Annotated in this window: 18 protein-coding genes and 1 tRNA gene; 13 read left to right on the forward strand and 6 right to left on the reverse strand. The window is 40.6% G+C overall.

Annotated features, from left to right (window positions below; translation table 11 throughout):
- Positions 1 to 17 precede the first annotated feature (17 nt).
- The 7 genes from IPZ60_RS04885 to IPZ60_RS04915 all read left to right on the forward strand — a co-directional run bounded on the left by IPZ60_RS04885 (position 18) and on the right by IPZ60_RS04915 (position 8,654).
- Complete coding sequence (locus IPZ60_RS04885) at positions 18 to 1,196, forward strand: fatty acid desaturase (protein ID WP_194196835.1); 1,179 nt, start codon at positions 18 to 20, stop codon at positions 1,194 to 1,196.
- A gap of 182 nt (positions 1,197 to 1,378) precedes the next feature.
- Complete coding sequence (locus IPZ60_RS04890; RefSeq protein ID WP_194196725.1) at positions 1,379 to 2,845, forward strand: YdiU family protein; 1,467 nt, start codon at positions 1,379 to 1,381, stop codon at positions 2,843 to 2,845.
- Between the two features lie 509 nt (positions 2,846 to 3,354).
- Entirely contained in the window at positions 3,355 to 5,673 is a 2,319-nt protein-coding gene (locus tag IPZ60_RS04895; protein WP_194196726.1) for an NADP-dependent malic enzyme, read from the forward strand.
- Positions 5,674 to 5,871: 198 nt separating this feature from the next.
- Positions 5,872 to 7,068, forward strand: coding sequence for a tRNA nucleotidyltransferase (locus IPZ60_RS04900; protein WP_194196727.1), 1,197 nt, complete (start codon positions 5,872 to 5,874; stop codon positions 7,066 to 7,068).
- Between the two features lie 21 nt (positions 7,069 to 7,089).
- Positions 7,090 to 7,902 (forward strand): pteridine reductase, encoded by an 813-nt coding sequence (locus IPZ60_RS04905; protein WP_194196728.1) that lies wholly within the window; start codon positions 7,090 to 7,092, stop codon positions 7,900 to 7,902.
- A gap of 94 nt (positions 7,903 to 7,996) precedes the next feature.
- A tRNA-Ile gene (locus IPZ60_RS04910) sits at positions 7,997 to 8,073 on the forward strand.
- A gap of 353 nt (positions 8,074 to 8,426) precedes the next feature.
- Positions 8,427 to 8,654, forward strand: coding sequence for a hypothetical protein (locus IPZ60_RS04915; RefSeq protein WP_194196729.1), 228 nt, complete (start codon positions 8,427 to 8,429; stop codon positions 8,652 to 8,654).
- Between the two features lie 258 nt (positions 8,655 to 8,912).
- Here IPZ60_RS04915 and IPZ60_RS04920 read toward each other — a convergent pair whose 3' ends face one another.
- The 6 genes from IPZ60_RS04920 to IPZ60_RS04945 all read right to left on the reverse strand — a co-directional run bounded on the left by IPZ60_RS04920 (position 8,913) and on the right by IPZ60_RS04945 (position 17,422).
- On the reverse strand, positions 8,913 to 9,248 hold the full coding sequence (locus tag IPZ60_RS04920) for a hypothetical protein (RefSeq protein ID WP_194196730.1): 336 nt from the start codon (positions 9,246 to 9,248) through the stop codon (positions 8,913 to 8,915).
- Positions 9,229 to 9,828, reverse strand: coding sequence for a hypothetical protein (locus tag IPZ60_RS04925; RefSeq protein WP_194196731.1), 600 nt, complete (start codon positions 9,826 to 9,828; stop codon positions 9,229 to 9,231). The genes IPZ60_RS04920 and IPZ60_RS04925 overlap by 20 nt, the downstream gene beginning before the upstream one ends.
- Before the next feature lies 1 nt (position 9,829).
- Entirely contained in the window at positions 9,830 to 11,140 is a 1,311-nt protein-coding gene (locus IPZ60_RS04930; protein WP_194196732.1) for a hypothetical protein, read from the reverse strand.
- The gene (locus IPZ60_RS04935; RefSeq protein ID WP_194196733.1) at positions 11,137 to 11,751 is read right to left on the reverse strand and encodes a hypothetical protein; all 615 of its coding nucleotides are present in this window, start codon (positions 11,749 to 11,751) and stop codon (positions 11,137 to 11,139) included. Before IPZ60_RS04935 ends, IPZ60_RS04930 begins: the two co-directional genes overlap by 4 nt.
- Positions 11,748 to 15,674, reverse strand: a complete 3,927-nt coding sequence (locus tag IPZ60_RS04940; RefSeq protein WP_194196734.1) for an ATP-binding protein — start codon at positions 15,672 to 15,674, stop codon at positions 11,748 to 11,750. The genes IPZ60_RS04935 and IPZ60_RS04940 overlap by 4 nt, the downstream gene beginning before the upstream one ends.
- A gap of 830 nt (positions 15,675 to 16,504) precedes the next feature.
- Complete coding sequence (locus IPZ60_RS04945) at positions 16,505 to 17,422, reverse strand: LysR family transcriptional regulator (protein ID WP_194196735.1); 918 nt, start codon at positions 17,420 to 17,422, stop codon at positions 16,505 to 16,507.
- 244 nt (positions 17,423 to 17,666) lie between these two features.
- On the opposite strand from IPZ60_RS04945, the gene IPZ60_RS04950 reads away from it, so the two are divergent.
- From IPZ60_RS04950 to benC, 6 genes are all read left to right on the forward strand, one after another.
- Positions 17,667 to 18,839, forward strand: coding sequence for a muconate/chloromuconate family cycloisomerase (locus IPZ60_RS04950; protein WP_194196736.1), 1,173 nt, complete (start codon positions 17,667 to 17,669; stop codon positions 18,837 to 18,839).
- An 89-nt stretch (positions 18,840 to 18,928) separates the two neighbouring features.
- The gene (gene catC, locus IPZ60_RS04955) at positions 18,929 to 19,219 is read left to right on the forward strand and encodes a muconolactone Delta-isomerase (RefSeq protein WP_179799432.1); all 291 of its coding nucleotides are present in this window, start codon (positions 18,929 to 18,931) and stop codon (positions 19,217 to 19,219) included.
- A gap of 202 nt (positions 19,220 to 19,421) precedes the next feature.
- Positions 19,422 to 20,345, forward strand: coding sequence for a catechol 1,2-dioxygenase (gene catA / locus IPZ60_RS04960; protein WP_194196737.1), 924 nt, complete (start codon positions 19,422 to 19,424; stop codon positions 20,343 to 20,345).
- A 131-nt stretch (positions 20,346 to 20,476) separates the two neighbouring features.
- Complete coding sequence (benA, locus tag IPZ60_RS04965) at positions 20,477 to 21,856, forward strand: benzoate 1,2-dioxygenase large subunit (protein ID WP_189582368.1); 1,380 nt, start codon at positions 20,477 to 20,479, stop codon at positions 21,854 to 21,856.
- Positions 21,857 to 21,918: 62 nt separating this feature from the next.
- Positions 21,919 to 22,425: a benzoate 1,2-dioxygenase small subunit gene (benB, locus tag IPZ60_RS04970; protein ID WP_370463018.1), complete on the forward strand. Its 507-nt coding sequence runs from the start codon at positions 21,919 to 21,921 to the stop codon at positions 22,423 to 22,425.
- 138 nt (positions 22,426 to 22,563) lie between these two features.
- The gene (gene benC / locus IPZ60_RS04975) at positions 22,564 to 23,589 is read left to right on the forward strand and encodes a benzoate 1,2-dioxygenase electron transfer component BenC (RefSeq protein WP_265087435.1); all 1,026 of its coding nucleotides are present in this window, start codon (positions 22,564 to 22,566) and stop codon (positions 23,587 to 23,589) included.
- The last annotated feature ends 13 nt before the right edge of the window (positions 23,590 to 23,602 follow it).

The following is a 23,602-nucleotide window of genomic DNA, read 5'->3' on the forward strand; positions in this document are numbered from 1 at the left end:
AAGATAGCAGCATTGATATGCGTGAGTTTGAGTTTACAAAAGCGCCAATCAATTGGATTCCAGCGTCTATATTGGTAGCCACGCCTATTGCTGCTGCTATTATTACGCCATGGTATCTGTTGACTCATGAAGTTAGCGCGCCAGTTTGGGGTGTATTTGGTGCCTTTATGGTATGGACAGGTATCAGTATTACTGCTGGTTATCATCGCCTATTGTCGCATCGTGCTTATAAAGCACACCCGATTGTCAAAAACTTTTTATTGCTAGGTTCTACCTTTGCCGTACAAGGTTCAGCGTTTGATTGGGTTTCTGGTCACCGTACGCATCATCGTCATGTCGATGATCGCTTAGAAGACCCGTACTCAGCAAAGCGTGGCTTTTTCTTCAGTCACATGGGCTGGATGCTACGCAATTATCCTAGTGGTAAATTTGACTATAAAAATATCCCTGACCTAACCAAAGATAGAACGCTGCAAATTCAGCATAAATATTACGGTTTATGGGTTGCGGCATTGAACATCGGTGCAGTCGCCGCGATCGGTTGGTTATTGGGTGATGTTTGGGGTACGTTGGTCATCGTAGGCTTACTACGTCTGGTACTGACGCACCACTTTACCTTCTTCATTAACTCGTTATGTCATATGTTTGGTAGCCGTCCTTATACTGATACCAATACTGCCCGTGATAACTTCTTCTTAGCTATCTTTACGTGGGGTGAGGGTTATCATAACTACCATCACTTCTTCCAATACGATTATCGTAATGGCGTAAAATGGTGGCAGTATGATCCAACCAAATGGTTGATTGCTGGCTTATCGAAACTTGGTCTGACCACAGACTTACGTACTGTCGATGACACCACTATCAAGCATGCTGAAGTGCAAATGCAGTTCAAGGCAGCTCAACAGCAGATTGATACGGCAGCCAGTACTGGCCTTGACCTTCCTCATGCGATGAAGAGCTTCCAAGATCGCATTAAGTTTGAATACGATGCATTTATACAAACTGTGGAAGAATGGCAAGCACTGAAAGCGCAAACCATTGAGTTGAAAAAGACAGAATATGCTGATCGCTTGCATGAAGTTGATGATAAGCTAAAGCATGACTATGCCAAGATTGAGCAAAAAATACTTGAGCATAATAGCAACCTAAAGACAGCGTTTCGCTCTATTGGGTTAAACAAGAAAGCCGCTTAATTACCTATAATATAGCGCTGATTTATTTTGATAATTGCAAAGCTTCTCCTTCCCTCTATCCGTCATGGATAGGGGGATTTTTTTCTTTAGTATTACAAGAGATGGACAGAGCGACACGATGTCATATGACGGCTATGTTATAGTAATCCCTTTACTCTGATATTCAAATGGGAACGGCTCATATGCGTTATCAAAACACCTATGTCAACCTAGACACACGCCTCTATCATGAGCAACTGCCAACGGCATTAGACAATCCACGTGCGGGTCATTTCAACACACAAGTTGCACAGCAATTGGGCTGGTCAGAAGATGACGACTTGATGGTACGCTGGGTTGAGATACTCGGTGGTCAATACGTGCCAGCTGAGTTTCAACCATTGGCTATGGCGTATGCCGGTCACCAGTTTGGACAGTGGGCGGGACAATTGGGTGATGGACGTGGCCTATTGATGGCGCAAGTACTCGATAGTAACAACCAACCGCAAGATTTGCATCTAAAAGGCGCTGGTCTCACACCTTACTCACGGATGGGCGATGGACGCGCTGTACTACGCAGTACTATTCGTGAGTATTTATGTGGTCATGCGCTTACGCAATTGGGTATTCCCTCCTCTAACGCTTTGGGATTTGTGGTCTCCGATACGAGAGTACGCCGTGAGCGCATAGAGGCTGGCGCGGCATTGATGCGTGTGGCTGACAGTCATATTCGCCTTGGTCATATCGAGTGGATCGCCAGTTTTGCCCCTGACTTGCTTGCTGAATTTACCGATTATATGATTGAAACTTATTATCCAGAGTGCCGCGATAGCGAAAAACCTGTATTGGCATTTTTGACCGCTGTGGTTGAGCGTACCGCACGGATGATCGCCGATTGGCAATTGATTGGCTTTGCTCATGGTGTCATGAATACAGACAACTTATCTATTACTGGCAGTACTTTAGACTTTGGGCCTTTTGGCTTCATGGAACGATTCAACCCTGCTTGGATCAACAACCACTCTGACCACACAGGTCGATACGCTTATCAAAACCAGCCTGCTATTGGCCATTGGAATCTCAATGCTTGGTTACCGCACTTTATGCGACTAGAGGGTGTCACTCGCGAAGCATTAGCCGATTGTTTAGCGCCTTATGAGGCGACCTTTATGCAGCATTATCAGCAAGGACTGTGCCGTAAACTTGGGTTGCCGCACGAGTCTGACAGTCTGAGGTTGGCTTTTGAATGGCTGACATTATTAGAAGATAACTTGCTCGATTACACCAATAGCTTCCGCGCGCTACTGGGATTAGTCGCTCCAAGCGCTCATCCATATGAGCAGCAGCTACTGGCGACCATGACTGCTGAGCTTAACGATGAGGCAACACAAGTATGGCAAGAGTGGTCGACACGTTATGTGGCTCAAATACAGCAACTGCCACTTGAGCAAGTCATCAACGAGATGACAACCAATAATCCTGTTTATGTATTGCGTAATAGTATGGCGCAGCGTGCCATCACGGCAGCAGAACAAGGTCAATTTGCAGAAGTGGAACGAGTGTTTGAGTTATTGGCGAACCCCTATCATGTACAAGATATCGCCACCGACTTGGATATTGCACCCCCTCTTCCTCATATACCGCAAGAGCCGATTAGTTGCTCATCTTAATTTAGGGCATGTCTTCAATTCAAATGATAGTCATCTAACTGGGCTAAAAACGGCTAAATTTTGCCAAACATTGTCAAACAGCTGGTTAATATCTCGATATTGACCAGCTGTTTTTCTCGTTTGACGGCAATTTATCTCCATTTTTAAAATGAGGACATACCCGAGTCTATCATTCTGTAATATTTTGAAACATTATGGGATTAAGGTTGGTATTTGGCTCTTTTTTTTGGCATCATCAAATAGATAAATAATGAATATCATTTCATTATATTGTTCCGACAATTCACGGCTGTTGACTAGGCGTGAATTGTCAATAGTGCTAGAATGATGGTTTTACTAAATTACATTTTTAAGCTTGTCTTTAATCGTTGGTTACTATGTCTGTAATCATTAGTTTTTAATGTCAATGTACCCTTAGATTATGATCATTCCATGATTTTTTGAGGGTAAAACGTTATTTTTTATCTCCATTTACTTTATTCCAATTTATTCCAACCATGGCAATTATTATGAATGACGATACCCATTTGAATACGGATCACCTTACGACAGAAAAAGAGCAGTTTGAACAAGCTGCCTTGCATTACCATGAGTTCCCACGCCCGGGTAAAATCTCAGTCACGCCTACGAAACAGTTGGCTAACCAACGCGACTTAGCGCTTGCTTACTCACCTGGTGTAGCGGTTCCTTGTCTCGAAATTGAAAGAGACCCGACATTGGCAGCTAAGTACACTGCACGTAGCAACTTGGTTGGTGTTATCACCAACGGTACTGCGGTACTGGGCCTAGGTAATATCGGTCCATTGGCATCAAAACCTGTCATGGAAGGTAAAGGCGTTCTATTCAAAAAATTCGCAGGTATTGATGTTTTTGATATTGAAATTGCACAAAATGATCCAGACAAATTCATCGAAGCGGTCGCCTCTCTTGAGCCTACTTTTGGTGGTATTAACCTAGAAGACATCAAAGCACCAGAATGTTTCAAAATTGAGCGTGAATTGCGTAAGCGCATGAACATCCCGGTATTCCATGATGATCAACATGGTACGTCAATCATCGTTGCTGCAGCGATGCTCAACGCATTGTTGATTACTGGTAAAAAAATCGAAGAAATTAAAGTGGTTTGTTCGGGTGCCGGTGCTGCTGCTATTTCTTGTTTAGACATCATTTGCGCACTTGGTGTGAACAAAAACAATATCTTTGTTTCAGATTCACGCGGTATCATTACCACTATTCGTGAAAATCTTGACGAAACCAAACAGCGCTATGCACGTGAGACGACTGCGACCACTATCGAAGAAGTCATGGACGATGTCGATATGTTCTTGGGCTTATCTATGCCTGGTACATTGTCTGAAGACATGGTTCGCCGTATGGCCAAAGACCCTATCGTCTTTGCACTTGCCAACCCAACACCTGAAATCATGCCAGAATTGGCACATGCTGTACGTCCAGACGTTATCATGGCAACAGGTCGCTCAGACTATCCAAACCAAGTAAACAACGCACTATGCTTCCCTTATATCTTCCGTGGTGCACTAGATGTTGGTGCAACCACTGTCAACGAAGAGATGAAAGTTGCTTGTGTAAAAGCAATCGCTGCGATGGCACACGTTGAAGCAACGCCAACTGCAAGCGTTAGAAACATCGAAAAAATGCAAAGCTTCGGTCGTGACTACTTAATTCCAGGACCTCTAGAGCCAAATCTAATCATTGAGATTGCTTCTGCCGTTGCTCAAGCTGCCATGGATTCAGGCGTTGCCACATTGCCTATCGATGACATGCAAGCCTATCGTCAGCGTCTGTCTGAGTTCGTCTATAACTCTGCGTTTGTGATGAAGCCAATCTTTGCTCGTGCCAAATCAGATCCAAAACGTATTGTCTACTGTGAAGGCGAAGACAACAATATCTTGCTCGCTGTGCAAGTGGTCGTTGATGAGAAACTAGCGAAGCCTATCTTGGTTGGTCGTCCTTCAGTGATTGAAGCCAATATCGAAAAACTGGGCTTACGTCTAAAAGATGGCGAGAATATTACCATCGTCAACGTTGATGATGACCCTCGTTATAAAGACTACTGGCAGGGCTACTACGAGCAAAACAAACGTCGCGGTGTCAGCATCGAGCTTGCGCGCCGTGACGTTCGTCGCAAAACCACATTGATTGGCTCGTTATTGGTCGAAAATGGTGCGGCAGATGGCATGGTATGTGGTACGTTTGGCCATTACCAGTTGCATCTAAAATACGTTGAAAGCGTCATTGGCAAAAAAGAAGGCATGAACGACTTCTATGCTATGAATGCGGTACTCATGCAAGATCGTAATATTTTCATCGCGGATACCTATATCCACGAAGATCCAACGGCTGAACAGTTGGCTGAAATGACCGTGTTGGCAGTTGACCAATTACGTCGCTTCGGTATCACGCCACGTGTCGCGCTAGTCTCTCATTCTAACTTTGGTGCATCAAACCGTACCAGCGCTGTTAAAATGCGCAAGGTATATCAGATACTGACAGATATGAATGTAGACTTTGAGTTTGATGGCGAGATGCAAGGTGATGCGGCGCTAAATGAGCATATCCGTCTAAACGATATGCCATCAAGTCCGTTAAAAGGTGCAGCGAACTTGCTCATCTTACCAACACTTGATGCGTCGAACATTGCCTTCAACTTGCTTAAAACAGCAACTGGTAGTGCTTCTATTGGTCCTATCTTATTAGGTACCAATAAGCCAGTACACATCATGACACCATCAGCGACTGCACGTGGTATCGTCAACATGACCGCACTGACAGTGACTGAAGCTCAAGACTTAGAAAGCGAAAAATAGTCATCTATCATATGCAATATGATTAAGACGGGTTCTATCATCCACTGACAGAACCCCGTCTGCTATACTAAAACCAGTCAATGCGACTTATAAAGCATTGGCTGTTTTTTTTGATCAATGAAAACTGAGCTGATGATGATTTAATCAATACAGCGATGATAAGTACAATGACATTTTGCTAAATAAACAGAGGCTTTTATGCAAATATACCTTGTGGGCGGAGCTGTTCGCGATCGACTCCTAAAGCGTCCTATTAAAGACAAGGACTTTGTGGTCGTTGGTGCAACCGTTGCAGAGATGATCGATGCAGGGTTTCAACAAGTAGGCGCTGACTTTCCTGTGTTTTTGCATCCTAGCAGTCATGAAGAGTACGCACTGGCACGTACGGAACGAAAGCAAGGATTAGGCTATCAAGGCTTCAGCGTACATGCCACTCCTGATGTGAGCTTAGAAGATGATCTACAACGTCGTGATTTGACAATCAATGCCATGGCGATAGAGGTTACCAGTCTAAATGATGACACCCCTATCAATGGTAACGTCATTGACTATTATGGTGGACTGGCTGACATAAAAAACAAAACATTGCGTCATGTATCAAGTGCATTCAGCGAAGACCCACTACGGGTTCTGCGAACGGCTCGTTTCTATAGTCGTTACTACGATTTGGGGTTCAGTATCGCAGAGGATACCTTGAACTTAATGCGCCAATTGGTTGACTCTGGAGAGCTTAGTCATCTAAGTAGCGAACGCATTTGGCAAGAGTCGAGTCGCGCAACCATGCAGATATCACCGCAAGCCTACTGGCAAAAAATATTTGAGATTGGCGCACTCACAGAGTATTTTGCGCCTTTGCATCATGCGTGGGCTGATACTCAGATACGAGAGACCGTACAGACTGCGCTATATTTCGCAGGGCAAATGCAGCTTAATTTGTCACAGCGTTGGGCACTGCTAATGAGCAGCCTTAATCCATCTTTATTTACCTCAGAGCCTATAGACGAAAACGCTAATTCAGCAGTTAATCTAAAAGAAATTAATAGCATAGGTAACATCACCAAGGTGCCAAAAGCACATACCCAATTTGCCAACTTATTCGTGCAACAAGCAGAGAAAATAAGTGCTATAAATAGTCTTAGTGCTGCTGAAAAAATCGACCTTATACAAACTTGCGGTGCTCATAAAGAGCCTGATAAACTCTCGCAATTACTCGTATGTAGTCATGTCCTACAGCTGGCAGTGCAACACCGTCAGATGATGATCGCGCTAAATAGCTTTCATGCTATCGGCATGACAGATATAGCATCAGACCTCAAGGGCCCAGCTATTGGTGCCGCATTGCAGCAGGCTAGAATTGAGCACTTGCAAGTACAGAACTCACATAAAAAACATTAGAGAGCAGATAGCATCTTAACTATGAATCAGACCATCAACGCCCTCCAATCAGAAAATATCAATACCAAAGCGCCAGTGATGCTCGTCACGGGAAGTGCTAAGCGTATTGGCGCAGCGATTATTAGAGCCGCTCACAACCAAGGCTATCGAGTCATTATTCATTGTCATCATAGTGAATCAGAAGCCAAAGTATTGGCCACACAGCTGAATAGTCTGCGTGCGGATAGCGCAGCGCTTATCATCGCCGATTTAGCCATCGTCGATGATAACAATGCTTTGAGTACACTCGTCAAAAATATTGTAGAGACCTTTGGCCAACTAGATGTATTGGTACACAATGCTTCACGCTTTTACCCTAGCCCACTTGGCAGTATTAATCACGCACAGTGGGACGAGCTATTTTTGACCAATGCCAAAGCGCCTTTATTATTGAGCCAAGCACTATTTCCTTATCTTAAAAACCAGCAAGGTTGTATTATCAGCCTACTGGACATTCACGCGCATGATAAGCCGTTTAGCAATTATACTGTCTACAATATGGCAAAAGCGGCTCATCGTATGATGGTACAGTCTTTAGCACTTGAGATGGCACCAGAGGTACGGGTCAATGGTGTCGCACCTGGCGTCAATATCTTACCTGACGCTAATAGCGACCAAGCATTGGATCATGATCAGCAACGAAGTATCATCGGCTCAATCCCTATGCAGCGCGTAGGTCGACCTGATGAAATTGCCCATAGCGTGCTGTATCTTGTGCAGGCCCATTATCTCACTGGTGAGATAATTACGGTTGATGGTGGTCGCAGTCTAACCCTGGCCGGTGGTCAGGTTTGATAGAAAATAGCACTTCATATAAAATATCTTGATAATGGCCTATTTTTTGCTTGAAAAATTCAAAAAATCAGGTATCATTGTCCGTCTAGCGTTAGGGCCCATAGCTCAGTTGGTTAGAGCAGAGGACTCATAATCCTTTGGTCGTAGGTTCAAGTCCTACTGGGCCCACCAAATTCAGACCCTTACAGTCATTGACTTGTAAGGGTTTTTTATTGCTTAAATTTCATGCAAACACGTTGATGTAATTAATTTTTTGTTACTATCTTGATACTTTGACTCTTGTAGTAATTAAAGTATGATGGCTACTACCACTATGGTTACGTACTGCTGCACGTGTGATATATAAAGGTTAAACTTACCAAAAAACTTATTGATTCAATAGACTATACCTTTAAAGGTACTGATATCTATATAGATGATGTATTGACTGGATTTGCACTACGTGTAGGTAAGCAGTCTAAACGCTTACATTACATAAGCGTATAAATGGAAAGCTATATCGAGATGTAGTAGAAGAAACACACTTGATTACGCTAACCGAAGCACGTGAAAAAGCCAGCATAATGATGGCTAACATTAAAAAAGGCATCCATGTTTATGACGGGCTTCATGAGAACCTAGAAGACCCGAAAGATAAGACCAATAATGTGCCAACACTGCAAGAAGCTTACGACTACTTTAAATCAACGAAGACTGGCTTAGCTGAAGGCACTATTACCACTTATGACCGTCGAATATCTTGCCTGCCATAATCAAATTATATATATGAGTTAGGCTAGCATAAAAATGACTTGTTTATCATAAGCTATAAAGATACTTAAAATTACTTAAATGAGAAACCCCTCCAAATTATGGAGATGTAAATATTAGAAATATTGAACTATATAGCTCTTAGAACTATCAGCTTAGAGTTGAAACACTTCTCTACCCTTAGTGACTTGAAGCTATGAGAACTTCAAATAGATTAGTTAGTTGAACCGTTTAAACTTAGAGTTTGCTTAACTAATCAATTATTCTCTATTCACAACCTCTAGTTTCACCTCATGCGCCATCAAAGCCTCTTGAGTGACCGCCAGAAACCTAACTTTCATATCATTCATATATGGCTGTAATACTGAGTCCTTAATAGTAATAGCAGACTGCTTTTCACGCTCTGCTATTTTATTTATCTCTAATAGTTTCTGACTGTGCATAGCCTTTTTGGGCAAGATATACCCTGCTGATTCGATACGCTCAGCGATAACTTCCGCAAGTTGCAAGCCTGCTAAATCATAATCAGCAAAGACATACTTAGCGCAGGTCAAACTTGCTATCTCTGTTGCGACACTATAGATGTTTTTTATCATCGTGTCCTCTGTAGATAAGCAATACCATTTCATTATTACTTACACCCTCTATTGAGCTTAAATGACCTTCAGTGAACTCAGTAAAAGATGCAAAGTTTTCAATCACTATAATTGTACCTATGTCCCAATTTAAAATATGGTTTATATGCACACCTAAATAAGACCGTAATGGTGTTGATTTATTAGCGAAGTGGTCTGTTGTCTGACTTAGCGTCTCTGCACTACCTAATAAGCGACATAGAACAAACCCCTGCGTTGGCGATCTACTCAATATTTTCTCGTCAGCCATTATGGTGCTATTCTCTAATCTTCCTTTTTGGGATAAATCTTCAATATCATCTGAAATAAGGTTAACGCCCGTTCCAGCTTTCACTAAATTAATAATGCTTTGCCAACCCATATCAGACAGGTATATCTTTTTTCCTGCTGAATATCCAATCGTCTTATCATGCTGACACAACATATAAAAAACATTGTCTTCATTACGATACGCGAATACCTTCGTGCGTTTGAGCAAACCATCACGTAAGGTTTTCAATGTTCGTTTTTGAGCTAACTTATTAGCAAGCCTTGGCTCCATATCATCTCCATACCTTATCCAAACTAGGTTCGTTATCTACTACTTTATATCTTATATAGCGCGCATCGAAAATACGTATGGTATTACAAAGCTCTGATGGTGTCTTGGTCTTAAGGTACAGTTTCCATTGATAACCATCTTTGGTATGCACGATGGCATCGTCCCTAAAATTGCTTTTACAAATATGCATAACTAAGGCTAAAAACGATTTAAATTTGATAATACGATTGACTTCAAACCGCTCCCAAAATTGTCTGACAGACAGATTCTTATTTATATCATCCGTATTGTTATATTTCATGAAGTCATACGCCCAGCGTTGTTCCGCGCTTAGTAGTGGCTTACTCGTATTATCATTATTGACGTGTAATAAGGGATCATCATAATGATTATTCACACTATCTTTGAGTGCGCGTTTAGGTGGTGACATCTTATCAAGCAAGCCGAGCAGTAGGAACTTATCCTCCTCTACGTCAACATTGGTTAGCTGACTCTCAACTGCCATGCCACCGAAGGCTAAGTTATGAGATACCAAGTCATCAAAACTTAATACCACATCTTTAGAGTTATATTGGCCGTTACGGATATTCCGGTGAAGTCGCCATAACATCTCGTTTTGACGTGTTTGTTCTTTCTTTAACTTATCAATGAGAGTGACGGTTTTATCTAGACTAATCGTTAACTCTTTAATACATTGATCGATAGTACCAAAAAGAAGATTGTCTAGTATCATAGAAACTTTATAGTTACCGGCGTGGCATTTATGCAACTCTTCTCGGCTAAGGCTTTGTACCTTTTCGATTTGTGACTTTATTTTTTGTGTGAGTGTATCTAGTATGATGCGCTTTGATTTCAGGTTAAACGTGTTGTTTAATTCTGAATTAATCGTGAACTCGATACTCGCCATCTCTTGGATAAGCGCATCAGCCAATTCATAACTATAATCGTCGATAGTGTCTAAAAAAACTTGCTCATTACTCGCCTCATCCACCTCGTATGATGCATTTAACGCAAGTTTACTATAATGCTCTATATTGCGTTTCCACTCTTCTATGTCAGGCATCACGTGCAAACGATGGGATTTTTTTGCTATGATATCGAAGATGCGTCTCATCTCTTTACTAAGCGTTATGGTATCTAGCCCTTCTTGGATGACACCGCAATCACGTAGCGTGCGATAATGCTTGGTTGATTGACTGTCCTCAATAGATAACTCAGACAGATAGGCTTGTAATAGCAAGTCGGCGCGGCTTTCGGTAGCTCGGCCTAAATCGCGAATTTTGTCCTCGTTTAATTGTCCACCACGGCTCATAGATCAAGTCCCTGTTGAGTGTGTGTTTCACTCTCCTTCTCTAGGTAATTCTCATTGATAAACTCAATAATACGATTGATATACTCCATCTTTCCCGTTACTCGGTATACCTTTTTCTCAGGATTAACCAAATAAAGAAGTTCGTCTTTTTGTAGTTTGTTAAGTAACGCTCCTACTTGCTCATCGTTGGGTTTATTAACACTATTGGTAAACTCTGCCAATTTTTTTAAGCGTGTTGCAAACTCTTGATTGTCGTTAACAGTAATTACCAACTTATCCTGCTTTATTATTTTTCCCATATATAGGGTGTCGCCATCTTCATCAGCACTAGCCAGCGCTGTCAATATATTGATGATGGGATAAATATTGTAATGAATATCTTCGAATTCTTTGACAACTCTTTTTTTATCCGTCTCATCTACGGCAACGTTGATGCCAGCAAAGACGTCACCTTCGCTAAAGGTAGTTAACCTCATACCTAATGGTTCTAAAATAGCTGTCATACGCTCAAGGTTATCAGGCGTTTTTAACCAGTGATAACCCTCTTCGTCCGTAATGAGACAAATAAACTTGTTTTGTAAGAGTTTTCTAGCAATCGTCATCTCAATCATAAGTCAAAGACTCCGTGAGCTTCCATAATGGCTTCTTGAGTTAGGGAGGATAAGTCATCGGTTTGGGACAGTCTATAGGTATTACTTTTATCACGACTACAGGCAATATTATTGGTGAATAAAGGGATAACCGCATCGTCAACAACTTGAGGCGCGGCGCACATAGCAGAGACTTTCTGGCTCTTAAGCAGTTCTAATAGCTCTTGAGTATTTTGTGGATCAAGCACACCGATTTCATCAATAAATAGCTTGAGCTCAGTATTAGTAGCCGTTGAAATCATAGATAGTAAAGACAGGTAAATGATAAGTTGAGCAATGCGCATGGTACCGTTAGATGATAACGCTTTAAATGAATTGGTTTTCGTTGCAGTTCTTGGCGCTTGACCATGTTGCTTGACCATCAGATCCATTGAGAACTGCTGGGCAAATTTAACATTCAATTTATTCTGCCCAATAAAGTGCTGCACTTTATCTAGGCTGGCAAGTAAATACTCACTTGGCATAGGTTGATTAATGCGCTCAGACCCACGCCAATTATCATATGCTTCAGAAAAATCATCGAGCACTTTATACCACTCGTTATCTTTTATGCTTGAACTGATACTCATCTTAAACTCTTCGATTGCTAAGGCATTTAAGTTGTCACAAATATCGGAGCAGTTTTTATTAATATTTCGAGTAAACTTATTTAAGTTATTATCGGCGTTATCTAAGTCATGCTTGAAATTATTTATTTTTTCAGCTTCTACAATATAATGCCCAACGATCATCTCTTTTTTACTTTCATGTTCGTTGTTAATATAGTCCATAAAAAATCTAGACTGTAAAAACCAGTTTGTTTCTGTCGTTCTACCCATAATGTCAGATTGAGACAATAATGCTTGAAACATCGACTCATTATCAAAGAAGGGTTTTTTGATGGTATCAACCAGCTTAACCCCTTGCTTTATTGTAGTGTCTGCCAACTCTATGCTATTTTGTATACCGCGTAAGATGCGCTCTGTTTGCAAATGGACATCTTCTTCAAGTAAGCGACTTTCTGCTTCAGATGAGTAAGTATTCATATCGATTAAAGCAGAGTTTAATGTTAACTCTAGCTTCTTAAGGTGCGAGGTTAAATTGGTTTTATCTGCCTCTAACACACACAGTCTTTCGGCAGTCTTAGTTATTTTTGCTTGTAACTCACTTAGTAATTTCCCGGTCTCCGCAGCATATTTCTCATAAGCATGTTGCTGTGTAGTTAGGCTTTTCTCCAGCTCATTTTTCTTACTTTCAAGCTCTCCTAGCTCGGCATATTCTTTTTCAAGAAATACATGGTAATCATCAATGCGACGCTTTGCTCGTTCAGCAGTTAAAAGCTCCGAATCTAAAAATTCAATATCAGTATTTATGCTATTTATAATACTAGGGTCATAGCCTTCGTTTTCGACTGCCTGATTTTTACGTTCTGTCGCTTCAGCTAAGAGGGTTTTATACTGTTCTTTAGCTTTATCTGATTGGGTTTTTAAATCCTCTAAACGCGCCTGCTTTTCTTGGTTTAATTTATCACTATCAATCGTATGAGTCTCATCTAATGCACTCAACTGATTTTGCTCTTCTAAGTCTAGAGCCTCCAGTTCTGTATTGAGATTAGTTAGCTGATCAGCTAACATTTTTATTTGATTTTGAATCTCTGATATACGCTTTTTCCTCTCGTCTTCTGCTTGAATATGTAGATAGCTCGCATGATCCTCTAAAGCTTCAATTTCATTTTCTATTTTTTGCTCGGTAAGCTGTAATTGAGTTATCTCTTGACCATTTTGTTTTTTGCGTTTATTCAATTTATTGAGTGTATTCTCAAGTTCAGCCAACTCAGCATTGCTTGATTCTATCTGTTGCTCATGGCTCAATATTTCTTGGGCAATGTCAGCATGAGTACGGATATCTGGGGTTGGTATAGCATTAGTATTAAGCCTTAGACCGTACAAGCCCTCATGATCAATATCAACTACGCTATACTCTTCGCCATCTGCCAGCCAATCAGGGTTTAAGTCCGCTCGGTTTAACAGCGTAGGATGAATTGTTTTACGTATTTTATTAACGGAATGATACAGCTTGTCGTTTGCTTCGCTTTGAATCAAAAAGCTAAACAAGGTATCACCTTGTACTAAAGACTCTAAATGTGTCTTACTATCCTGATGCTTGTTAATTGTGGCATTAATGCGACGTTGTTGATTTAGCTGGCTATCTACCTCATCTCTTAGATTAACTTTTTCTTCTTGTCTTTTCTTTAAATTTGTCTGATTTTCTTTTAGCACAAGACGTAAGCTAGCTATTTCGCTAAGGTTGTTATCAATAGCATTTTTTGAGGACTGACTAAATGATAGATTGCTGGTCTCAGCTTGCTTAGTCGCTATCGCTATTTCAATTCGGCTAATCTTAGTTTTGAAGTTTTCACTTTGTATCCGAAATTGCGACTGTAAGCGTTGCTTCTCCTTAGACAATCTATTTTCTATGCTTCGTTGTTTTTCACTGAATTCAAAATCAGTCACGCCCTTGGTTTTATCGATTCTATTTACTGCCTCATCGTACGTTTTTTCAAGGTTGCGGACTTCATCTTTAAATATGGCTTGAATTTTCTCTAAGTTTGTTTCTGCTTCTTTTAATTGCTGTTGATAGACTTTCAAGGTCTGTTGTTTGTTGCTCTTTTGCGATTGCAAACTATCTATTTGCGCAACACGCTCTTTTAACTTAAACATAGGCTCATATTTATACTTATCTTGAGTTCCTTGTTCAAACGCCTCTTTTTTATTTTCAAGATTCACTATCTCATTTGCCGTTAGGTTAATATTCGAGCCTAGTTTACCTTTAGCCGAATACCACATGGTTTCTTTATCATGGGCTTCTCTTTCCACATTATTATATTGATTATCAAGCGCTTTATTTTCTTCATTCTTATCAATGACTTCATTACCAATCTTGGATAATAAGATCGAAGCTTTATGTCTTATGTCAGCAAGCTGCTGTTGATGAGCAATATTGTCACTTAAAGATTGGGTTAATGTCTCAAATTTTGGTTTAAGCGCCTCTATTTGCTGCCACGTTTCGCGCTGACGCACCCATTTGGCGGTATCAATATTCACCGCATCTAACTTCAGCTCATCACTACTTAGCATGTCCTGCGTTTTCATAGCTTCTACTAAAAAAGCACATATATCATCAAATTCCAGCTGAGTCTGAAAAACATTATTAACAATAGGCGAAAAACCAAAAAATGTGGCGTGTGGATCTGACGTAAGGGCATAATCAGGACGATATTTCGCAATGGTTCTACGAGCTTGTGCAGATGTTATTTTTAAGCGTTTCATTGGGCAGTTGCTAATAATCGCTTCATACTCTAGCTGACTGATATTACTTGAGACCTGTAGTCCTTGCGACTTAATAGCGTGCATGACCTCTGAGCTTGTTTTAAAGTAGAGCTCATCATTTCTTTTACCGATAAACCAATCATCTTTATAACTACTATTTATGAAGTTAAATATCTGCTTTTTATCCTGACTGCTTAAAATGACACAACGTGATTGACCATCTCGTACGTATTCATAAACGATATAGCTATTATCATAAGGTAGATAAAACTCAATAAAGCTTTTATTTACTTCAGACTTTCTGGCAATAGCACTCAAAGGTACGCCATAAAATGGAGCAACAGCTCCCATTAGAGTCGTTTTACCAGCGGAGTTATGCCCTGTTAAAATACAGTTGTTATCAACATTTAATAGATGCGCTTGACCTTTTAGATAGCTATTAATCAATGCTACACGGAGTAATCGATTAGGTGATTGCTTTTGTGTGTTTGACTGGGTAATAGGCACATATTGATTAACTTGTGTATTATCTGAGAGAACGTTATAACTAGATGCTGATTGAGAAAAAGTATTCAAAGGGAAATCCTCTATGTCTTTCACTTATTAAAGTTTTGATGTTATTTAACTTGTCTTTTTTAGATATAAAATTGTATAAATACTATGTACTCAATAATAGACTTATGACGATTATTTTGCCATAGGTACAGTAATGTTCTTTATAAGCTAGAGGTTTATTTATTTGAAATCTATCAAACTCAAAGTTTTAATACATCATACAGTCAGTATCTCAAAGTACTAAGCAGCCTAACTGGCTGGCTCGTTCCTAAACCACTAACGTTATAAAGCCGATAGGACTAATTAGTCGAAAATTAAAGAAGTACAATTATAAGCACTATGACTAAGGACTTAGAACATGTGATGGTATCCATGGAATATAATTCATAATTAGTACATTTGATAAAGCAGTAGCAAAATGTGGTAATATTAAACAAGCATGTGCTGAAACTGTAAGCTACTAAAACCATATCCTGCTGTCTTGCACTCGATCAAAGAAGTACTTTGCTAATTCCAGCTCATGGCCTACCCTTTAACGATTCTTTAAAATCTCATAGGTTATCTAATTTTAGCTGACGACTACATATAGATGGAGTTGTGAAATTAAGATTAATGTCGGAGACATCAATCAGCTGGAATAGAGTAAATATCAATTTAAAATATAACTTATTAAATGATAGACCCTTCAATACTATAGTGTTAATAATATCTAATAAATCAACTTTACCTCGATAGGTCAAAAAAGCCCTACATGCTAATATTTATATAGCATGTAGGGCTTAGTTATGAGGTTTAATTTTCTTAGGTGATGCTGTTAATGTCAGGGTTTGATGTTGAGATTTGAGATATGCTCAAATCTTCTCACGCTTATAAATGAAGCCTTCTTCATCGTAAATTTGATAAGTGACATCTAATAGCGTTTCCAGTAATTCAGACTTATCGAAATGCCTGACACTCATCACAATTGGCGAAGTTAGTATCCCCTCTTCAAATGGTATATAGGTTATCTCTTGATGACGTAAATGCTCAAGTGTCTTTGGTACGATAGTCAACCCCTCACCTGCTGCTACCAACCCTAGGGCGATATGCAGTTCACGTACCTCCATAAAATAATTCGCTTTCAAATTGCGAGTTTCAAACAAGTCTAATACATAATCAATAAAGCTGGGGCGCGGTGCTGTTGGATACAGTAGTAAGTTTTCGTTTGTTAGATCAATAAGGCTCAAACTTTTGCATTTTTCTTTTGATAAGGGGTGCTCAATAGGAACGGCAACCACTAAATCTTCCTCCCTAAGCACCATTCGCCTAATAGAAGCATCTTCAAATAACAACCTGCCAAAACCTACATCTATCTTGCCTTCTGTCAATGCCTGCGTTTGCTGCCAAGAGTTTAGCTCATACAGCTTAATCTCGATATTTGGATGAACTTCTCTGAAACGGGATATTACTCTCGGCAATATGCCATACAATATAGATGACACAAAGCCTATCGAAAGCGAATTATCGAAACTTCCTTTACGGATAGTCATGGTACGCAGGTCGTCTGATTTTTTTAAAATTTGAATGGCATGATCATAAAAAAACTCACCTGCCTCAGTGAGCTTCAAGGGTCGATGCTCCCTATCGATAAGCGTAACGCCAATCTCTTCTTCTAATTGTTTTATCTGCCGGCTAAGTGGTGGCTGTGAGATATACAAACGAGCAGCTGCCTTATTAAAGCTTTTTTCTTCTGCCACGGCTACGAAATAGCGTAAATGCCTGAGTTCCATTCTTCTTCCTTGATTGACTTTCTGTTGCTTCTATCCTAAGTCGTTCTAATTTCTTCCCTTTTATCTATCACCTGCTTCACATACAGAATATCCATACCTAAAGAACATAACATACTACCTACCTTTCAATAAAATACCTAAAAAGTATTAAAATAAGACTAAATAGGTCTTAGACATGTCGATATTTAACACCTATAGTTCTTATTAAGCATAAGGAAGCCAAAATTTTATACTAAGGACAGATATGATTCGTTCAATTAATACTTTACTAGTACCAATACCTACTATTCGAGCGCATAAACTGGCTTGTACCGTGATGAATGAACAAGTATTGGTTCTGGTACATATCCAAACCGAAGATGGCTACGAAGGTTGGGGCGAAGCAACGACGATTGGCGGTTTAAGTTATGCTGAAGAAAGTCCTCATAGTATCAAAACCAATATCGATACTTACTTTACCCCTCTCTTGATGAAAGAGAAGCCTACAAGCACAGCAAAAGCAATGCAGCTATTGAACACCCACATCAACGGCAATCGTTTTGCAAAATGCGCGATTGAAACTGCTCTACTCGACATCGAAGGCAAAAGACTCAACTTACCTATCAGCGAGCTCATCGGTGGTCGCATCCGTGATCGTATCGAAGTAGCATGGACGCTTGCTAGCGGAAATACTGATACCGATATCGCTGAAGCTCATCAAATGATTGAACAAAGAAAACATCGAATTTTCAAATTGAAAATAGGCAGCAACCCTATTCTTGATGATGTTGCCCACGTGTTGGCTATTAAACAAGCTTTACCCGATTGCCGCATCACCGTTGATGTTAATCAAGCATGGACAGAGCTTGAAGCTATGAAAGGTATTAGTCTGTTGCAGGACGGCGGCGTTGATTTGATCGAGCAACCAGTATCGATGCGTAATAAATCAGCGTTAAAGCGTTTAGCTGAACACTTCGACGTGGCTATTATGGCTGATGAAGTTGTGCAAGATCCATATAATGCGTTTCAATTGGCAGCGGATCATTGTGCCGATGTCTTTGCTGTAAAAATCAATCAAGCTGGTGGATTAAAAGCCGCCTGCCTTATCGGACAAATGGCACATCTAGCAGGTATCGAGCTTTATGGCGGGACGATGCTAGAAGGACCCATTGGTACTGCTGCATCAGCGCATGTGTTCTCTACTTATCCTAGTCTGAACTTTGACACGGAGCTTTTTGGTCCGTTGCTACTAACAGAGGATATTTTAGCTCAACCGCTTGATTATCAAAATTTTGGTTTAATTATTCCAACCGGTGCTGGCTTAGGTATCGAGGTAGATAGCGACAAAGTATATCACTATGCCAGACAAGCAAATTTATCATCCTCAAATCCTATATCGTTAGGAACTTACGTAAGCGACTCTCACGCTGGGGCTTGATAGTGCTTTGCCAAAAGCTCCGTAAAATAAATGCTGATATAGACCAAATATCAGCCATATGACTAACCATAAAATATAAGGACATAATTATGTTATATCACGTCAGAATGGATGTGTTGTTACCGACAGATATGAATGCTGATCAAGTTAATGAACTTAAGCAAGCTGAAAAAGCGCTATCACACAAACTGCAGGAACAAGGTAAGTGGCGTCATATTTGGCGCTTAGCAGGAGAGTATTCTAACTTTAGTATTTTCGATGTCGAAAGTAATGAAGAACTACACGACATTATGATGTCGCTACCACTTTACCCTTATATGAAAGTCGAGGTCACCCCTCTACTTCGTCATCCTTCTTCTATTCGCGATGATGATAGTTAGTGCCTTATAACGCTATTACTAGATTTCATTATTACCTTTGATGTTGATCAAATAATAGCGCCTTAACCCATTTTTTAATAATTATTGGTCTATACCAGATCAACGGAGACCTGTTGCCAAAAATAAGTATTAGATGAATAAAATTTGAGTAAGAGTACTAGATATAACTACCTTTTAAATAGTCCTCAACAAGGAGAGAGACATGGAACGCAGCCAAATTGAAGCATTAGCCACTCAGTTCATCAAAGGTAAAATTGACTTTCCTGAACAAGTTAATCCACGTATACAAGCTATTGTCTTACGTATCGTAACCGACCTCATGCAGACCATCAATGATTTGAAAATCACGGCCGATGAATATTGGTCTGGGGTTGAGTTCATTGGTGACTTGGGTAAAGAAGCAGGATTACTCTCCCCTGGTCTTGGTTTTGATCATTTTATGGATTTGATGATTGAAGAAGATCTCAAAGCAGCTGGTCTTGATGGTGGCACTGTACGTACGATCGAAGGCCCTCTTTATGTTGCTGGAGCCCCAGAAGAAAAAGGTTTTGCCCGTTTAGATGACGGCACTGATATTGAGAATGGTACCGTTTTATTCATGCAAGGAGGCGTCTACGACGAAAACGGCCAGCCTTTACCAAACGCCAAGGTTGAAGTCTGGCATGCCGACAGCTTAGGTAACTATTCTTTCTTTGATGAGTCTCAATCTTCTTTTAATCTACGACGTACCATCATTACTGATGAAAACGGCAACTATGCATTCCGTAGCATTGTGCCACTCGGTTATGCAGTACCGCCAGAAGGCATGACTCAAAAGGTCTTAGGCGCGCTAGGACGTCATGGTCATCGTCCAGCACACATTCATTTTTTCGCTAGTGCAGACGGTTATCGTAAACTAACTACCCAAATCAATATCGACGGTGATGAGTACCTATGGGATGACTTTGCCTTTGCTAGTCGTGAAGGATTAGTCCCCAAGGTAAATATGGTAGAAGATGCTGACAAGTTAAAAGAGCATGGTCTGAACAAGCCTTATGCCAGTATCGACTTTGACTTTCACTTAGTAAAAGACATCGATAAGCCAGTACAGGGCAGTGAAGTTGAACGCCGTCGTGCGCAAGCTTAGTTGTTGAATATCCCTAGCTACTGTTAGCAACTACTAAATATTATAAATTTTCGCTTGATATGCATGCAGTTGGCGTATCAAGCGTCATACCCCAACATCGTTTAACACCGTTATTTACAAGGAAGACAGCCATGAGCGAGCGTATTAATCTAATACCTGAAGGATCAGATATCGCTATCGATGATTTTTTAGAAGAAAATGCAGAAAAAGGAATTTATCGCCTACATCGCAGTGCCTTTACCAATGAAGAGCTTTTTGAGCTTGAAATGAAGCATATCTTTGAAAGCAATTGGGTTTATCTGGCTCATGAGACTCAAATCCCTGATAACAACGATTATTATACAACATACATCGGCCGCCAGCCGGTCATCGTTGCGCGTAATAAAGAAGGTGAACTGCATTGTATGATCAATGCCTGCTCTCATCGAGGCGCTCAATTATGCCGTCATAAGAAAGGCAATAAGGCAACTTATACGTGCCCCTTTCACGGTTGGACTTATAACAACTCTGGCAAGCTACTTAAAGTTAAAGATCCACGCGGCGCAGGTTACCCTGACGCTTTTAATAAAGACGGCTCTCATGATCTAAAGCAAGTCAAACTTGCCAATTACAAAGGCTTCTTGTTTGCTAGTCTTAAAGATGACGTCGAACCGATTGAAGACTGGCTTGGCGGATCAACCAAAATTCTTGACATGATTGTCAATCAATCACCAGAAGGCCTAGAAGTACTACGCGGCACCTCAACCTATACCTTTGATGGTAACTGGAAGCTACAAGCTGAAAATGGTGCTGATGGCTACCATGTTTCAGCTGTCCATTGGAACTATGCTGCGACAACAGCACGTCGCAAAGAGCAAGAAGCAAAAAAAGAAGACAACATCAAAGCCATGAATGCTGGCAAATGGGGTCGTCAAGGTGGCGGATTCTATTCTTTTGAGAACGGTCATTTACTACTCTGGACTCAATGGGAGAACCCGCAAGATCGTCCTAATTTTGCGTATCGCGATGACTATGTTGCCCAGTATGGTGAAGCAATGGCCGACTGGATGATTGGACGCTCGCGTAACTTATGCTTATATCCAAACGTGTATATCATGGATCAATTTAGCTCGCAAATCCGTATGCTGCGTCCAATAGCCGTTGATAAAACTGAAGTCACTATCTGGTGTATCGCACCGAAAGGCGAAAGTGATGAAGCACGTACTCGCCGTATCCGTCAGTACGAAGACTTCTTTAACGTAACTGGTATGGCAACACCAGATGACTTAGAAGAATTCCGCTCATGCCAGCAAGGCTATAACGGCATTAAGCTCGAATGGAACGACATGTGTCGTGGTTCCGAGCACTGGATAGAAGGCGCTGACGAAGGTGCAAAAGCCATCGACCTGAAGCCTTTGTTAAGCGGAGCTAAGACTGAAGATGAAGGATTGTATACCGTGCAACATCGATATTGGCATGAAGAGATGAAAAAAGCCCTAGAGCAAGAACAGCAGCTACATGGCGCAGGCTAATATTAGCTACCTACTTAGACCAGTAACTTGCTAGTTATTGCAGGACGAACAAATATAAAAGGATATCGCTAATGAAAAATGCAACGGTTAATATCGAAGATGTGCGTCAGTTTCTGTACCGTGAAGCACGATTGCTTGATGAAAAAAAATGGGAAGAATGGCTGGCTTGTTATGACGAAGAATGTCCGTTTTGGATGCCTAGTTGGGATGATGATGGCGAGCTAATAAACAACCCGCAACGCGAAATATCTCTGATTTATTACCCTGATCGTCGCGGGCTTGAAGATCGAATTTTCCGTATCGAGACTGAGCGTTCTTCTGCAACCATTCCTGATACTCGCACCACGCATAACTTATCTAATATCGAATTACTTGAAGATAATAACGGCATTGTTAGCGTCCGATTTAACTGGATCAATAAGTCTTATCGTTATCATGAGACCAATACTTACTGGGGATTCTCTAAATACAAAATAGACATGAATCAAGCTAGCCCAAAGATTTTGGACAAATACATCGTATTAAAAGATGATTACGTACACCAAATTATGGATGTATATCACGTCTAGAGTTCGCATGATTTTATTTATGCTTTCCAGCTAGTACAAATAATTAAATTTAAAAATAGCTTGTTGGTAATTTATAAAGTATCAACGAGCCAACCAAAAATATAGTGATGTTAGTCAGTAGCCATATATTGAAAAAGGATGTTTCTCATGGAATACAACATAGCTCTACAGTTTGAAGATGGTGTCACGGGATTTATCAAATGTGAAGATGATGAAACCGTTGCCGAAGCTGCTTATCGCCAAAAATATAATATCCCTGTGGACTGTTTAGATGGCGCATGCGGTACCTGCCGTTGTCATTGTGAGTCGGGCAGCTATGACATGCATCCTGATATGTATATTGAAGAGGCGCTGACCGAAACCGAAGCTAATGATGGCTACGTCTTGACCTGTCAAATGATTCCTGAAAGCGACTGTGTCATTAAAGTGCCAACCTCATCAGAAGCCTGCAAAGTTAGTAAGTCTGTGTTCAAAGGTAAGCTACAGCAGCTAAATGTATTGTCAGAATCCACCATTCACTTCGGCGTCGAAGTGAGCAATCCAGATGCCTTAGTATTTTTACCTGGGCAGTATGTCAACATTACTATCCCTGACTCTGATGAGACACGTTCCTACTCTTTTAGCTCAATGCCTAGTACCAATCAGGCTGAATTTGTCATCCGTAACATTCCAAATGGCAAGATGAGTACCTTTTTATCTGATGTTGCCAAGCTAGGTCAAGATATTGATTTTGAAGGACCGTTTGGTAGTTTCTATTTACGTCCTATCGTACGCCCTACTGTATTTTTAGCTGGTGGTACAGGTATCGCACCCTTTTTATCGATGCTAAAAAGCTTAGAAATATCGGGTGCTCATCATCCTGTCAAGATGGTCTACGGTGTTACTAATGATGCTGATTTGATAGAGATTGAAAAACTGGAAGAAGTGAAGAAAAACCACGATTGGTTTGACTATTATACCTGTGTAGCAAGCGAGGAAAGCGGCCATGAGCGCAAAGGCTATGTAACCAGCCATGTTGAAGCTGATTGGCTAAATGATGGTGATGTTGATGTCTATCTGTGTGGTCCTCTGGCGATGGTCGATGCCGTTAGTAATTGGTTAGATACAAGTAGCCTCAAACCTAGCAATTTTTATTATGAAAAGTTCACACCTAGTGAGCAGTAATATAGCTCAAACA

Origin of the sequence: Psychrobacter sp. NG25, from assembly GCF_015234355.1 — a bacterium.
GTDB lineage: Bacteria > Pseudomonadota > Gammaproteobacteria > Pseudomonadales > Moraxellaceae > Psychrobacter.

Excerpts from the sequence above, each read along its gene's own strand:
- IPZ60_RS04885 (WP_194196835.1), top strand. The coding sequence starts at position 18 with ATGCGTGAGTTTGAGTTTACAAAAGCGCCAATCAATTGGATTCCAGCG.
- IPZ60_RS04890 (WP_194196725.1), top strand. The coding sequence starts at position 1,379 with ATGCGTTATCAAAACACCTATGTCAACCTAGACACACGCCTCTATCAT.
- IPZ60_RS04895 (WP_194196726.1), top strand. The coding sequence starts at position 3,355 with ATGAATGACGATACCCATTTGAATACGGATCACCTTACGACAGAAAAA.
- IPZ60_RS04900 (WP_194196727.1), top strand. The coding sequence starts at position 5,872 with ATGCAAATATACCTTGTGGGCGGAGCTGTTCGCGATCGACTCCTAAAG.
- IPZ60_RS04905 (WP_194196728.1), top strand. The coding sequence starts at position 7,090 with ATGAATCAGACCATCAACGCCCTCCAATCAGAAAATATCAATACCAAA.
- IPZ60_RS04920 (WP_194196730.1), bottom strand. The coding sequence starts at position 9,248 with ATGATAAAAAACATCTATAGTGTCGCAACAGAGATAGCAAGTTTGACC.
- IPZ60_RS04925 (WP_194196731.1), bottom strand. The coding sequence starts at position 9,828 with ATGGAGCCAAGGCTTGCTAATAAGTTAGCTCAAAAACGAACATTGAAA.
- IPZ60_RS04930 (WP_194196732.1), bottom strand. The coding sequence starts at position 11,140 with ATGAGCCGTGGTGGACAATTAAACGAGGACAAAATTCGCGATTTAGGC.
- IPZ60_RS04935 (WP_194196733.1), bottom strand. The coding sequence starts at position 11,751 with ATGATTGAGATGACGATTGCTAGAAAACTCTTACAAAACAAGTTTATT.
- IPZ60_RS04945 (WP_194196735.1), bottom strand. The coding sequence starts at position 17,422 with ATGGAACTCAGGCATTTACGCTATTTCGTAGCCGTGGCAGAAGAAAAA.
- IPZ60_RS04950 (WP_194196736.1), top strand. The coding sequence starts at position 17,667 with ATGATTCGTTCAATTAATACTTTACTAGTACCAATACCTACTATTCGA.
- catC (WP_179799432.1), top strand. The coding sequence starts at position 18,929 with ATGTTATATCACGTCAGAATGGATGTGTTGTTACCGACAGATATGAAT.
- catA (WP_194196737.1), top strand. The coding sequence starts at position 19,422 with ATGGAACGCAGCCAAATTGAAGCATTAGCCACTCAGTTCATCAAAGGT.
- benA (WP_189582368.1), top strand. The coding sequence starts at position 20,477 with ATGAGCGAGCGTATTAATCTAATACCTGAAGGATCAGATATCGCTATC.
- benC (WP_265087435.1), top strand. The coding sequence starts at position 22,564 with ATGTTTCTCATGGAATACAACATAGCTCTACAGTTTGAAGATGGTGTC.